We start from the raw sequence: 13,086 nt of genomic DNA, 5'->3' as shown, positions 1-13,086 counted from the left end.
CCTTTCGTGGATACTGGCGGAGTGGACGGGACTCGAACCCGCGACCCCCGGCGTGACAGGCCGGTATTCTAACCGACTGAACTACCACTCCTTGTACTGCGCTGACTGCAGCGAAACACTAGTCTGAACCTGGTGGTGCCGAAGGGTTCGAAAACACCCGGCGAAGCCTTATGGGGTAAAGCGTCCACGCAATTCGATCCAACGAATACGACGAAAAATACAACAATCCGAGATTGTGCCCCAAATGTCGCGGCTTGGCAACGGAAATCTGGCCGCGCGAGCTAACCCGAAGGCATCGCATCTCGTATGTTACCCGCAATCCATCGAAGTGATAGGTTCGGATTGGCCCCTGCAACGGGTATGCCGCGAACACTATTAATATAGAGGACCGGCTTTTGCCGACGTCCGAGTGCCGATCCTGGGAAGTGGTCTGTTGAGGATCGCGCCACGTGGCTTGCTTCCAAAAGGTCTCCGGAGACCGAGTAACACCTGGCGGCCGAAAAACATCGGGGCAGGCAACGCCGGCCTCCACCTCAGGGATACCTCAATAACTTGGCGCAGGATGCGGACGTTAAGCAGTTCGCAAACGTAAAGGGGGCCGGCCTGATGCATGGCAGGCGGCCGAACGCGCTCGACGCAAGGGTCCGGCCGCGCGCGAGCGTAGAATTACGGTAGGTAGGCAACCGGAGCCGCATTGTGAAACCACTCACGCTCTGGCTGCGCATCCTGATTCCAGCAATCGCATTGGCGTGGCTGTATTCTGGTGTTCACGCCTCTGACGATTTTGCGTCGCGCCGGGCGAGAATGGTCATGGATATCGCAGCATTGACTGCTGACACCGGCACCGAAACCGGCAGGCATGCCATCGATGCGCGCGTGATGGCAGCCATGGAACAGGTGCCTCGCCACAAGTTTGTTCCGCCCGAAGAGGAGCAAAACGCATACGAGAACAGGCCGCTTCCGATCGGATATGGCCAGACCATTTCGCAGCCTTACATTATTGCGCTGATGACCGACCTGATGATGGTTAAGCCCACTGATGTCGTGCTCGAGGTCGGCACCGGCTCCGGCTACCAGGCGGCGATCCTGGCAGGACTGGCACGAGCCGTATATACGATCGAGATCATCGAACCCTTGGGAAGGCAGGCGCAGGAGCGTCTGCAACGGCTCGCGTACAAGCAGGTGGAAACCAGGGTGGGCGACGGTTACTACGGATGGGAAGCCCACGCGCCCTACGACGCCATCATCGTCACCGCCGCTGCCAGCCATGTCCCTCCCCCCCTCATGCGGCAATTGAAGCCGGGCGGCAGGATGGTTATTCCGGTGGGCGCGCAGTTTCTGACCCAGTACCTGCTGCTGATCGAAAAATCGGACGACGGAACGGTTTCCACCAAACAGATCTTGCCAGTCAGATTCGTGCCATTGGTTGCGCACTGATTCGGCGATGAGGTGTGAACGTGCGAAGGGACAGGGTGATCCCGCGCACCTGCGTTGCCTTTGGTCAAGCGCGTCCTTCGTGCCGCATCCTTTGCCATTCGCGCGATCATGCCTTCTGCGCCTTTGTTCGCCCTCTCCCTGCTCTCGGCCGCGGTGCTCGGCTACGAGATCCTGTTGATGCGCCTGTTTTCCATCATCCTTTGGCACCACTTTGCCTACATGATGATCAGTATTGCCCTGCTGGGATACGGTGCAGCCGGTGCAATGGTGGCGTTAGCGCAGCGCTGGCTGGCGCCAAGGTTTGCCGCCGTGTTCGCTGGCGGTGCCATTCTGTTCGGCGTTTCCGCGGTCGCCTCTTTCGCGCTCGCCCAGCGCGTCGCGTTCAACCCCCTCGAGATTCTGTGGGATCCGCAGCAGCCGCTGCGCCTTCTCCTGATTTATCTGCTCCTGTTCGTCCCTTTCTTTTGCGCCGCGACCAGTGTCTGTCTCACCTTCACACGGTTCAATGACCAGATTCCCCGCATTTACAGTTTTGATATTGTCGGAGCCGGATTAGGCAGCCTCGCCGTCATCGTTGCGCTATTCGCCCTTGCTCCGGCGGATGCGCTCCGACTTCTGGGCGGTGTAGGTCTGTTAGCGGCAGCGCTGGCATGCATCGAGTGCCGCTGGCATCGACACTGGTTGCCGGTGCTGTTGCTGGGCGCTGCGGCCGTTTTGCCGGCCAGCCTGCCACGCAACTGGATCGCGCTACGGCCGTCCGAGTACAAGGAATTGAGCCAGACCCTGCGCATCAGGGACGCACACGTGATCGCTGAACGCTCGAGCCCACTGGGTCTCATCACTGTAGTGGAAAGCCCTTTGATTCCTTTGCGCCACGCACCGGGACTCAGCCTCAACGCGACCATGGAGCCGCCGCCCCAGTTGGGAGTCTTTACCGATGGTGACGGGCTCTCCGCACTCAATCGTTATGACGGACAGCGCAAGCCGCTCAGCTATCTGGACTACCTCACCTCCGCGCTTCCTTACCACTTGCTGGAGCGCCCCAGGGTCCTGGTACTTGGCAGCGGCGCGGGGGCCGATGTGTTGCAGGCGCTTTACCACCAGGCGAGCGCAATCGACGCGGTGGAACTGAATCCGCAGGTGATCGACGCGGTGCAAGGCCGCCTTGCCGATTTCTCCGGCAAGCCATACAGCGCACCCAACGTTCGCGTCTTTACCGGCGAAGCGCGCAGCTTCATCGCTGGGCACGGCGAGCGCTATGATCTCATTCAGGTCGCGCTGCTGGATTCGTTCAGCGCCTCGTCGGCCGGCCTTTACGCGCTTTCCGAGAGCTATTTGTACACGGTGGAAGCGTTCCAGGACTATCTTCGCCATCTCAACCCGGGTGGCATGCTGGCGATTACGCGCTGGGTCACGCTACCGCCACGCGACATCCTGAAATTGTTTGCGACGGGGATGCTGGCCATGGAGGACGCCGGAGTGGCACAGCCCTCCCGCCGGCTCGTGCTGATCCGCGGCTGGAAGACTACGACGCTGCTGGTCAAGAACGGGGAGTTCAGTGCCGCGGAAATCGTCGCCTTGCGAGGCTTCTGCCGTGCCCGCTCGTTCGACGTCGGATACTATCCAGGGATGCAAGCCGCGGAGGCGAACCGCTACAACGTGCTTGAAAAGCCCTACTTCTTCGAGGCCGCGCAAGCGTTACTGAGCACCGATCGCGACAGGTTCTGGGCACGCTACAAGTTCGACGTTCGACCCGCCACGGACGACAAACCGTACTTCTTTCACTTCTTCAGATGGCGTTCGCTGCCTGAACTCCTCGCCTTGAAGGAGCAAGGCGGCCTGCCTTTGCTGGAATGGGGTTACCCGGTGCTGATCGCGACCCTGCTTCAGGCCACCTTGGCAGCATTGATATTGATCCTCTTTCCGCTCTGGATGATAAGGCGCAGCCAACGCTTCGCCCTCAGTTCGTCACCGTCAACGACAACCCTTGCCGGCGACACCACCGCATCGGCGGCACTATCCGGGCGGCGAGTTGCCATCTATTTCCTCGCGATTGGTTTCGCCTTCATGTTCGTCGAAATCGCGTTCATCCAGAAATTCATCCTGTTCCTGAGTCACCCTCTCTATGCGGTTGCGGTGGTGCTGTGTGCATTCCTTTCGTTTGCCGGACTGGGAAGCCGATATTCGCAGCGCCTGCAGGGGGAGCAAGCGCTTTTACTCAGCCCCGAGCCAACCTCGCGCTGGATCAGGAATCGCCAGCCCCTGCTGACAAGGACCATCCTCGCGATCTCCGCTATCTCCCTGCTCTACCTCGCCATCCTCCCCACCCTGTTCCGTCTGCTGATGTTCCTACCCGATCCGACCAGAATCGCCATCGCTGCACTGCTCGTCGCCCCGCTCGCATTTGCGATGGGTATCCCCTTTCCACTGGGGCTCGGCCGCGTTGCCGCCAGCGCCGAAGCGCTCGTGCCCTGGGCGTGGGGCATCAACGCCTGCACTTCGGTAGTGGCTGCGGTTCTGGCAACGGTGTTGGCGATCCATCTTGGATTTACCGCGGTGATAGTGATCGCGATCTTTCTGTATGTGGCGGCGGCGGCCGCGTGTCCGTAGTCCCGTCCCGGTCCGAATGAGCCTGCCCCGAGGTCTACTGCACCGCTTCAGGAACCGTGCTCGCGCGGCTTGCCAAACTGGCTGTCGCAGCCGCACTCGGCCACAATTGCCCCCTTTGTCGCCGCCTGCTTACTCCATGCGAGGACTGGCGAGCGTCGGCCCCAGCGATGCGACGCTCGCGGCCAATCCGCGCGCCACGCCGGCCTGCGGCCATAGTCCGGCGTGGCTGGCTTGTCGGGCTCATGTCTGCGCGGGCGAGGTAGGCGGATTCTCACGCTGCGTCCACGATCCCGGTGAAAGAGTCCTGTTGCCGCTTAATAAATTCAGCCTGGCCGTTGGCTGAGAGTATTCAAGCAGATATATCGCCACGGACCGCTAACGGCGGATTCTTGCCCATAGCGACATGACAAATCTAGCCGAAGGCGACGCCCGCACGGCCGCAACTCGATAAACAGGTGGGGGCCCAGCGGTTAAGCCAGCGTCCATCTCTGGATCGACGAAGCGCAGGCGGAAGCCAACGCCTGCTGCGAATTCCAGCGACGCCTGCCACGCAGACGACCTATCATGAAATCATCAAATCATCGGGGCGTCACTTGCGCCTCTTAGCCCAAAGGAGTGAGAACATGGCCAAGAAGAAGACCGAATCAGTGTACCGTGTCACGGAAATTATCGGCACCAGCACGGTTTCGTGGGAGGACGCGGCAAGAATGGCTGTGGAAACGGCCGCCAAATCGCTGCGTGATTTGCGCGTCGCCGAAGTCAGCAAGCTCGACCTGAAGGTCGATAGCGGCAAGGTCGTTGAATACCGCGCGCGAGTGTCTTTGTCGTTCAAGTACGAAGCCTGAGCCGGTGGCTCATCGTAGCAAAGCACCACAGGCCGTCGCTGCCCAACAGCCTGAGCAGTCAGTCCGACAAGCGCAAAAGGCGTCTCCTTCCGGCCTGCTGTAACTGTTTTTGGCCAACGCTTGGCTTGCGAATCCAGGCGGCTCACCTGGATCGCACTCTTGCTCAGACGCTGTACCTTGCCCAATCCGCCATTTGAGATCTTTCTAATCAACGTGCTCAGGCCGGTCTGGAGCATTTTCGAAGTATTTCAATAACCTGGACGAGGAGGACCATCGTAACGTCAAGTCCAGAAACGTCATGCTCGGTTTCAAACGGTTCGTGAACGCTGCGAACGCGATTTCAGGGATCGAGTTGATACATCGCATTCGCAAAGGACAATTTGGACTTGCCCGTTTGCGACTCAAAGACACGGCTACTCCGGCCGTCTGGAATGCCGTCCTCCCCACTCGATAAGATCTCCTGTCTATAGACACAAGATCGTTCCGAGCGACTATTTGCATCAGAACCCCGCAGGAAGACCGTCTGCGCGCCGAAATCGAAAGCAAGGCGAACAACCCACGTTGACGTTCAGGGCCATCAGTGAGACTGCATGGGCTCAGCGCGCGCGCAATGCATCGACGATGTTCATGCGGGCCGCGCGCATCGCAGGCAGAAACCCGCCGACGAGACCCATCGCCATCGAAAATGCGAGTGTCTTCGCGCCGATGGCCGGTGTGAGGATAAAGCGGAACGACAGGTCCGCGAAGGTCTGGAAGTTGGTGGTCGAAAACGACGCGAACTGCATGAACGCCGCGCAGCCCAGCCCCACCAGTCCGCCGACGAGCCCCAGCAGCATCGCTTCGACGAGAAACGCGGCGAGCACGTTGATGCGCCTGAAACCGAGCGCACGCAACGTGCCGATCTCCGCGACCCGGTTGGCCACAGACGCGTACATCGTGATCATCGCGCCGATCATCGCCGCTATCGAAAAGATGATCGATAGCGTAAAGCCGAGAATGTTGATGAACGTCGAGAGCGCCTTCGACTGGTCGCTATAGAACGTCTGTTCGCGCTTCGCTTCATCGGCGAGACGCGGATCGACGTCGAGGTCGGACTTAAAGCCGCCGAACTGGTCGGATTGTGCGAGCCGCACCACCATCGACGAATAACTCGTGCGGCGAAACGACTGCATCAACTGATCGACATCGCCCCAGATTTCCGAATCGAAGCCGCTGCCGCCCGCGTCGAAAGTGCCAACCACCGTCCAGTCGCGCTGCGCGAAGCGCAAATGCTCGCCTGGCTGCGTACCGCTGAAGCCCTTCGCAATGCTGCTGCCGACGATAATTTCGGACGCCCCTGGATTGAACACGCGCCCCGACGCGAGCTTCACTTGCGGCCGCAAGCTCATGCCCGCGGGCGAGACCCCGCGAATCACGACATTCGATGGCTTGCCCGAGGAGAGCTTCGTGAGCGAGATCAGCACGACGGACTCCTTCGACGCCATGCGTCGCCCGTCGTCACCGATCGCCACAGCCGGGTGCATTTCGATCACGTTCGCCTGGCCGCGGTCGATCGCGCTCTGCACCTCCGTTTCCGCGCCCTTGCGGATCACCACGACGTTGTCCTTTTCCCCGGTGGACACGAGCGTCTTCTTGAGGCCCGCATCGAGCATCAGCACAGTCGCGAACACGAACACGACCAGCGCGAGCCCACCGGCCGTGAGCGCGGTGGTCAGCCGGCGCGTCCACAGATTGCGAGCGATGTACGAGAGCGGGATCGCCACGTCAGCCCCTAGCCGATAGCCCGCAGGCCTTCGACGATCTTCACCCGCGCCGCCTGCAGCGCCGGAACGATCGCGGCCGCGGACCCGACGACGAGCGCGCATGCCGCCTGCAACAGCATCGTTTCACGCGACACGTGGAACACCGGGAACACGCCTCCTGTCGCCTGCTTGAAGAAGCTTGCGGCGGGCGGCGTGGCGAGTATGCCGAGTCCGCCGCCCACCACGCCGATCGTCACCGACTCGCCGAACATCAGCAACGCGAGAAATCCCGGGCCGAAACCGAGTGCCTTGAGCGTCGCATATTCAACGGTGCGTTCGCGCGCGCTCATCGCCATCGCATTGGCCATCACCGCCATGATGATGACGATGACCACATAGGACACCAGTTGGATCGCCGCAATGATCTGATTCGACATCGCCACGAAGCCAAGCTGGAACGCCTGCTCGGTTTCGGTGAGCGTCTCGGCGAGCGAGTTCCTGAATACGTTGTCGACATTGCGCGAGATCGCAGCAGCTTCGTCCGGGCTCGCGATGCCAAGCACATAGACCCCGACCTGATCCGCTTTCCGGCCCGGCGTCTTGCGTATCGTTTCGTTCAGGTAATCCCAATGAAAAATCAGTTGGCGCGTAATCGTCGATTCGTCGCGACCGTCGAGAATGCCGCGCACGACAAACTCCCACGTGCCCGGATAGATCGTGCCCTTGATCGGAATCACGTCGCCAATCTTGAAGCCGAACTGGCTCGCGAGCTGCCTGCCGATCAGACAGCCCTTGCGGTCCCGCTCGTAGTCGTTGCGCTGCTGCGCGGGCAAGATGAATTCCGGGTACAGGTCGAGATAGTTGTCCGATACGGCGAACTGCGCGAAGAAGTTCTTCGGCTCGCGATACACGCCGCCGAACCAGTTGGAGCGCGCGACCATCGTCACGCCTTTCACGCCGCGTATGCGGTTCTCGTAACTCACCGGCAGCGGAAAGACGAGTGAGATCGCATTGCGCGTCACGAGCCGTGCGTTCGATGCCGCAGCAGCGCCCGCATACCATGCGTCGACCACGGTATGCAGCAGCCCGTACGCGAGCACCGCGATCAGGAGTCCGAATACGGTCAGCAACGTGCGCAGCTTGTGCCGCAGCGCGTTTCTGATGATCAGCTTGAGCAGATACATGACGATCGGCCTTGGCGTGCCTCAGCGAGTGGTTCCATCGATCAGTTCCCCCTTCTCCAGATGCACGAGCGCCTTCGCCGCCCCCGCCGCATGCGCGTCGTGGGTCACCATGATGATGGTCTTGCCGAGTTCGCGGTTAAGCCGCTGCATCATGGTCAGCACCTCCTCGGCGGACGTGCGGTCCAGGTCGCCTGTCGGTTCGTCGGCGACGATCAGCGTCGGATCGCTGATCAGCGCGCGAGCGATCGCGACGCGTTGCTGCTGGCCGCCGGAAAGCTCCGACGGGTAATGCTGCGCGCGATCCGACAGATTCACCATGTCGAGCACGAGGCTCACGCGCTCGCGCCGCTCCTTGCGCGACAGGCGCGTGAGAATCAACGGCAATTCGATGTTCTCGAAGGCGGTCAGCACGGGCATCAGGTTGTAGAACTGGAAGATGAAGCCGACATGGGCCGCGCGCCATTCCGCCAGCGCCGACTCCGACAGCCGCGTGATGTCGAGTCCGCCAACGCGCAGTTCGCCGCTATCTGGCCGGTCGATGCCCGCGATCAGATTGAGCAGCGTGCTCTTCCCCGATCCCGACGGCCCCATCAGCGCAATGAAGTCGCCTTCGCCGATCGAAAGCGTGATGTCGGAAAGCACGGGTACCGTCTGAACGCCGCGCCGGTACGATTTGACGAGGTGCCTGATTTCGACGAGCGGCGCTGTATCGCTCACGCGCTTCACGTTGTCCACAGTGTTCACACTATTTCTTCACCACGGTGACTTTGGCGCCGTCCTTGATGTGCTCGTTCGGCGCGCGTACGAGCACATCGCCAGGACGCACGCCGCTGACGGCCACCAGGTCGCCGAGCGCCGCGCCGGTTGTGACGGACACTTCCCGCACGGTATCGTCCTTGATCACGAAGGCGACCTTGCGGCCGTCGCGCTCGACGATCGACGCGGGCGGCACCGCGATCACCGGCCGCCGGTCCTGCGGCGCAACGGGCTTCGTCAGAAACGCGATCTTCGCGCTCATGTCGGGCAACACGCGATCATCGCGATCGACGAAGCGCACCTTGACGAGCACGGTTGCTTTCGAACGGTCGACAGTCGGCACGATGCGCGACACGCGGCCGGCCAGTCTGAGTTCGGGCAGCGCATCGAGCTGGATCTCGCAAGGCTCGTTCACGGTGATCTTCGCGATGTTCGATTCCGCGACATCGGCTTCGACTTCGAGCGTTTCCATATCGGCAATCGTCACGACGGCGCCCTTGCTGTCGGATGCCTGCGAGAACGGCGTGATGTTGTCGCCGACGTTCGCATGCTTCTCGATCACGACGCCATCGAACGGCGCGCGAATCACGGTTTGATCGACGGCCACCTGAGCCGCCTGCGCATTGGCCTGCGCCGACGCGATCGCCGCACGACTGTTGTCGATGGACGCCCGCGCCTTGTCGTAACGGGCGAGATCGGAGTCGTACTGGGTGGCGGGCGCGGCGCCGTTTGGCACGAGTATCGCGGTGCGGCGCAGGTTGAGTTCGGCGTTCTTCAGCTCGGCCATCTGCAGCGCGAGATTGGCCTGCGCCACCTTGACTTGCGCCTTCGCCTGCGCGAGCGCGGCCTCGACATCCGCGCTTTCGAGCCGGGCAATCACCTCGTCTTTCTTGACGCGCGTACCCTCCAGCACGCCGAGCCACTCGAGGCGCCCCTGCCCTTTCGACGCCACCGCGGCCTTGCGCTGCGGCACGACGTAGCCGGTCGCGTTGAGCAGCGTGTAGGTCTGCGAAGGGTAAGCGGACACCACGGTGGTGGTTTCGACGGCCTGCGGACCGGCCAGCTTGAGGCCGGCAACCCCCGCACCGACGAGAAGCAGCGCGACGACCCCGTAAGCGATCCAGTTGCGCCGCCGTCCTGCAGCGACGGCGGGCCGGTCGATTTTCAGCCTCTTCAGATCATGATCAGCCAATTTTTTATGTCTTCGCCGGCTGGCGCTCGCGCTTTGCGGACACCGCATGGAAACGGCATCACGACGTCTCGCCACGCCGGCTACTTGTCCTGTAGACGGGCCCACAGTATAGCGCCGCGTCTGACCCACGCCCGCATCATGCTGACGGACGCCTGCGCCTGCGCAGGCAGCGCGTTTTTCAGGTTGAAGACTCAGACTTCGAGCGTCCAACGGACCTCGCCATGATCCTGGACGAGAGCCTCCACGGCAAAGGAGCGTTCATCACATCAGAGCCCTGCGTGCTGGGCGGAATCAACCGGTCGTTGCAACATTCTCCAAAACGGCTGTGGTGCAAACCCGGTAGGCGGACGAGAAATCGTTCTTGCTTCGGGCACCTCAACGAGCCGAAAGAACCGCCATCCAGATCGAGGGCGAAGCGGCATCTTCGAGGTGCATGCTGGTGAGATCGAACGGGCTTTTGCGAATCCGATGCATCAGGTCGATGCCGGAGAAAATAACGGCGGCGCTGCGGAACCGCTTGAACCCGAGCATCACGTTCACCCGCGATTTGATGTGGCGGTGATCCTGCTCAATCAGGTTATTCAGGCACTTCGAGGATCGCAATTTCGTTCGCCTGGGTAGCGACCCGTCGGCCTTTATATCGCGGACCACCCGATGAGATGCCGCGTAGCCGTCCAGCGTGATCGTCTCAGGAGCGCGTCCCTGAGTCGTGATTGCCTTCGCGAAGAACGCCTTTGCTGCCGCCACGTCGCGCCTCGCGCTGAGGCGAAAATCGATCGTCTTTCCCGCCCGGTCAACGGCGCGGTAGAGATAGGCCCGTTTGCCGCGAATCTTCACGTAGGTCTCGTCGACTCGCCACAACTGACCGGCTGTCGTAGCCAATCAATTCCAGCGTTTGACGAACTCCCGCATGTAGCGCTTCACACAACGCACGTCAGACCGTGACGAGTCAAACCTCAACTCTGTCAAAGGGCACGAAGCTCGCCAACTTGATCTGGACCTCGTCAGCATATTCCATCAGGGACAGCCGGCGTGCGCTCGGCACTGAAGTCCGGATGCATGGCTGCAATCAAAACCTTAGAACCATCGCAACGTGAAGCTTGGCAAACCGGGGGCGTCCATGCATGACGGAGCCCCTGGCTCTCGTCCGCTAACGACGGCGATAGTGGCCCTCGACAAGGTCAATTATTCGCCAAAGCGAACAGGGACGTCGGACATGCCCGTCAAATCCCGCGCTTCTCAAAACTGCTATCGGGTCCAGCGGCCAGATGTCGCTCATGGCGAGAATAAGTAACGTGGCTGTTGAGCCATCTGCGCGAAGCCGCCGCACAAAGGCATATTGCGGCGCAGGATCCAGCCTCGTGTCAAACAGAAGTGCGTGGGGTTTCCAGAATTGTAGGTATCGGCGAATCTCACCAATTGTTGATGCATGGATCGTCTCGTATCCCTTCGTCGACAGCAGGAACGTAAGCGACTCACGGATCATCACGTCTTGATGCCCAATCAGAATGCGCTTCTTCTCGCCCGTTTCTGCATCCGGTTCCGACCGCCAGAAAGCGAACTCCTGTTCATCGTCGTGCGGTGCGCGCCTTGTCATGACTGCCCCCAGTGCGTTGGACCTGTTACAGCGAAAGCCTGCAGGTCAGGCACACGTTGTCTGACGGGCCTGATCGCGCATCAGGCATGCCCACCCGTAGACCCACAAGGTCTTCGCCCATTCACATAACCGTCGGCGCGCGACCGATCGAAAGCCGTCTGGAGTCCATCCGCTCGGCCATCGTTCCAGCCGGGGATCCGCACTTCGACGCAACGCGAGCGCTACAGCAGCTTCGAAACCGGAACGGGCATTCGAGCCGTTGGCTCGTTCTGAGATACAGGGCACGATCCCCGCTATACATCCGCATCACTGTTTCGGAGGAGGCCTGTGTCGTTCTATTCGACTGCCGCTATCGCCGCTACCCTCGCCATCGCCGCCGCAGTCAGCGAACGACGCAGCGAATACAAGCGGCCTCGCGCCGACAAGCCGGATGTCGTTCGGTAGTCTGGTGTCCATCGGAGCATGCCATCGGTTCGAACATCTCTAAAACGTTTGAGTAGGGGCAACTATTCCATGTTTCGAGCAGATCTCGATGCAACGAAGGCATGAGACGTTGAACGAGGCAACACCACTGTGCAGACCCAACGGCCGCGGGCGAAATGAAGGCCCTAGCCTTTTTGCTCTCGATCGTGCCGTATTGCGCCCCTATTCAAGAAGTGACCGCCTGATGGCAACGACGTTGGAAGTAATTCAGACACGAATGAAAAAACTGCAAGCACAGGCACACCCACTCGCGACAAAGAAAACAGCGGCAGCAATGAAGACCATCCATGAGTTGATGGAGAAACACGGTCCGACGTCCGCGGACATCAGTGGGCATGCTGGTGGCAAACAGGATGCGAAGAAGGCCGATGTGAAGGCTGTGGGCAACACGAGAGTTGCTGCGGCGAAGTATCGCGACCCGAAAAGCGGCGCAACGTGGTCCGGGCACGGACGCGCGCCACAATGGATTGCAACCGCAATAAACCGCGACCGATTTCTGATCGACGCTGATACTGCGACTGCGAACCCAGCTTCCGCCAAAAGGCGAAGTTGGCAGGAGCCTATGTCCGTGGCTCGCAGTCGGCGATTATCGCGACCCGAAATCGGGAGCGACGTGGTCCGGCCGCGGTCGAGCGCCGGCGTGGCTGGCTGGTGCCAAGGGGCGCTACCGGTCCGGCTCCTTGGAGCTCGCCGCGCGCCCCTGCCGCAGACCAACACCGTGCAGCTCAGGCAAAACAACCAGGCGAACCTCTCCGTGCCCAAGGCCATGACCGACCAATAGTTGAGCGTATGCGCCGAAGCAAGACGCGAGAGCACAAATCCGTCGAGGTGGACAAAAGTCACGCATACAGGCGCATCACCTCGCGCTAACGTCTTCAGCATGCGGCTGCCAGCCGACCCACGCAAGTACAGATAGTCACCTGGGAGTCACACCATCCTCGGCGATGCGAAAGGCTGACCGTCGATTACATAAACCACGGTGCCACAGAATGCAGAATCCCTGGAACGGGAAACCCTGCTGCCCGAATTCGACTGGTTTGACCGCATCGCGCCCTTAATAGAACAGAATAACCACTTTCTATCGAACCCGGTCGATACGGGAAGCGCTGCGGTGCCGCTGTGGGTAATGCAAGCAGAAGTTACCAATTGACGCAAGTGTCAGCAGGCGACCAGAATCACCGGAATCCAGTCACGAACCGTCCATCGATAGTAGCCACCGCGAAGTTCGGGCCCTGATCTT

At 60.8% G+C, this 13,086-nt stretch carries 10 protein-coding genes, 1 tRNA gene and 3 pseudogenes; 6 read left to right on the top strand and 8 right to left on the bottom strand.

Annotated features, from left to right (window positions below):
* Positions 1–14: 14 nt before the first annotated feature.
* Positions 15–91 (bottom strand) — tRNA-Asp (locus P0D89_RS15020).
* Between the two features lie 605 nt (positions 92–696).
* On the opposite strand from P0D89_RS15020, the gene P0D89_RS15015 reads away from it, so the two are divergent.
* From P0D89_RS15015 to P0D89_RS15000, 4 genes and pseudogenes are all read left to right on the top strand, one after another.
* Entirely contained in the window at positions 697–1,437 is a 741-nt protein-coding gene (locus P0D89_RS15015; RefSeq protein WP_459252672.1) for a protein-L-isoaspartate(D-aspartate) O-methyltransferase, read from the top strand.
* A 108-nt stretch (positions 1,438–1,545) separates the two neighbouring features.
* Positions 1,546–4,047, top strand: coding sequence for a spermine/spermidine synthase domain-containing protein (locus P0D89_RS15010; RefSeq protein ID WP_408358201.1), 2,502 nt, complete (start codon positions 1,546–1,548; stop codon positions 4,045–4,047).
* A gap of 623 nt (positions 4,048–4,670) precedes the next feature.
* Positions 4,671–4,892 (top strand): dodecin family protein, encoded by a 222-nt coding sequence (locus tag P0D89_RS15005; protein WP_408358191.1) that lies wholly within the window; start codon positions 4,671–4,673, stop codon positions 4,890–4,892.
* A gap of 238 nt (positions 4,893–5,130) precedes the next feature.
* A pseudogene (locus P0D89_RS15000) lies at positions 5,131–5,346 on the top strand (DDE-type integrase/transposase/recombinase); the annotation flags it as partial.
* Positions 5,347–5,488: 142 nt separating this feature from the next.
* On the opposite strand, the gene P0D89_RS14995 reads toward P0D89_RS15000, so the two are convergent.
* The 6 genes and pseudogenes from P0D89_RS14995 to P0D89_RS14970 all read right to left on the bottom strand — a co-directional run bounded on the left by P0D89_RS14995 (position 5,489) and on the right by P0D89_RS14970 (position 11,363).
* Entirely contained in the window at positions 5,489–6,655 is a 1,167-nt protein-coding gene (locus P0D89_RS14995; protein WP_408358192.1) for an ABC transporter permease, read from the bottom strand.
* 8 nt (positions 6,656–6,663) lie between these two features.
* Entirely contained in the window at positions 6,664–7,818 is a 1,155-nt protein-coding gene (locus P0D89_RS14990; RefSeq protein WP_408358193.1) for an ABC transporter permease, read from the bottom strand.
* Positions 7,819–7,839: 21 nt separating this feature from the next.
* On the bottom strand, positions 7,840–8,562 hold the full coding sequence (locus tag P0D89_RS14985) for an ABC transporter ATP-binding protein (protein ID WP_408358194.1): 723 nt from the start codon (positions 8,560–8,562) through the stop codon (positions 7,840–7,842).
* Position 8,563: 1 nt separating this feature from the next.
* Complete coding sequence (locus P0D89_RS14980) at positions 8,564–9,766, bottom strand: efflux RND transporter periplasmic adaptor subunit (protein WP_408358195.1); 1,203 nt, start codon at positions 9,764–9,766, stop codon at positions 8,564–8,566.
* A 375-nt stretch (positions 9,767–10,141) separates the two neighbouring features.
* Positions 10,142–10,699, bottom strand: a pseudogene (locus P0D89_RS14975) (IS6 family transposase); the annotation flags it as partial.
* 217 nt (positions 10,700–10,916) lie between these two features.
* Positions 10,917–11,363 carry a response regulator transcription factor gene (locus tag P0D89_RS14970; protein ID WP_408358196.1) on the bottom strand — a complete coding sequence of 149 codons (447 nt, stop codon included), beginning with the start codon at positions 11,361–11,363 and terminating at the stop codon, positions 10,917–10,919.
* Positions 11,364–12,030: 667 nt separating this feature from the next.
* On the opposite strand from P0D89_RS14970, the gene P0D89_RS54655 reads away from it, so the two are divergent.
* A complete protein-coding gene (locus tag P0D89_RS54655; RefSeq protein ID WP_459252671.1) occupies positions 12,031–12,627 on the top strand; it encodes an H-NS histone family protein in 597 nt (198 codons plus the stop codon).
* A 32-nt stretch (positions 12,628–12,659) separates the two neighbouring features.
* Here the strand turns inward: P0D89_RS54655 and P0D89_RS14955 are convergent.
* Positions 12,660–12,728 (bottom strand): annotated as a pseudogene (locus P0D89_RS14955) (hypothetical protein); the annotation flags it as partial.
* Positions 12,729–12,825: 97 nt separating this feature from the next.
* Between P0D89_RS14955 and P0D89_RS14950 the strand changes: the two are divergent.
* Positions 12,826–12,996, top strand: coding sequence for a hypothetical protein (locus P0D89_RS14950; protein ID WP_408376887.1), 171 nt, complete (start codon positions 12,826–12,828; stop codon positions 12,994–12,996).
* The last annotated feature ends 90 nt before the right edge of the window (positions 12,997–13,086 follow it).

The sequence above is a fragment of the Paraburkholderia sp. RL18-085-BIA-A genome (assembly GCF_046027075.1).
Taxonomy (GTDB): Bacteria; Pseudomonadota; Gammaproteobacteria; order Burkholderiales; family Burkholderiaceae; genus Paraburkholderia.
The sequence above is the reverse complement of the archived record's forward strand: the minus strand, read 5'-3'. Positions and strand labels throughout refer to the sequence as shown.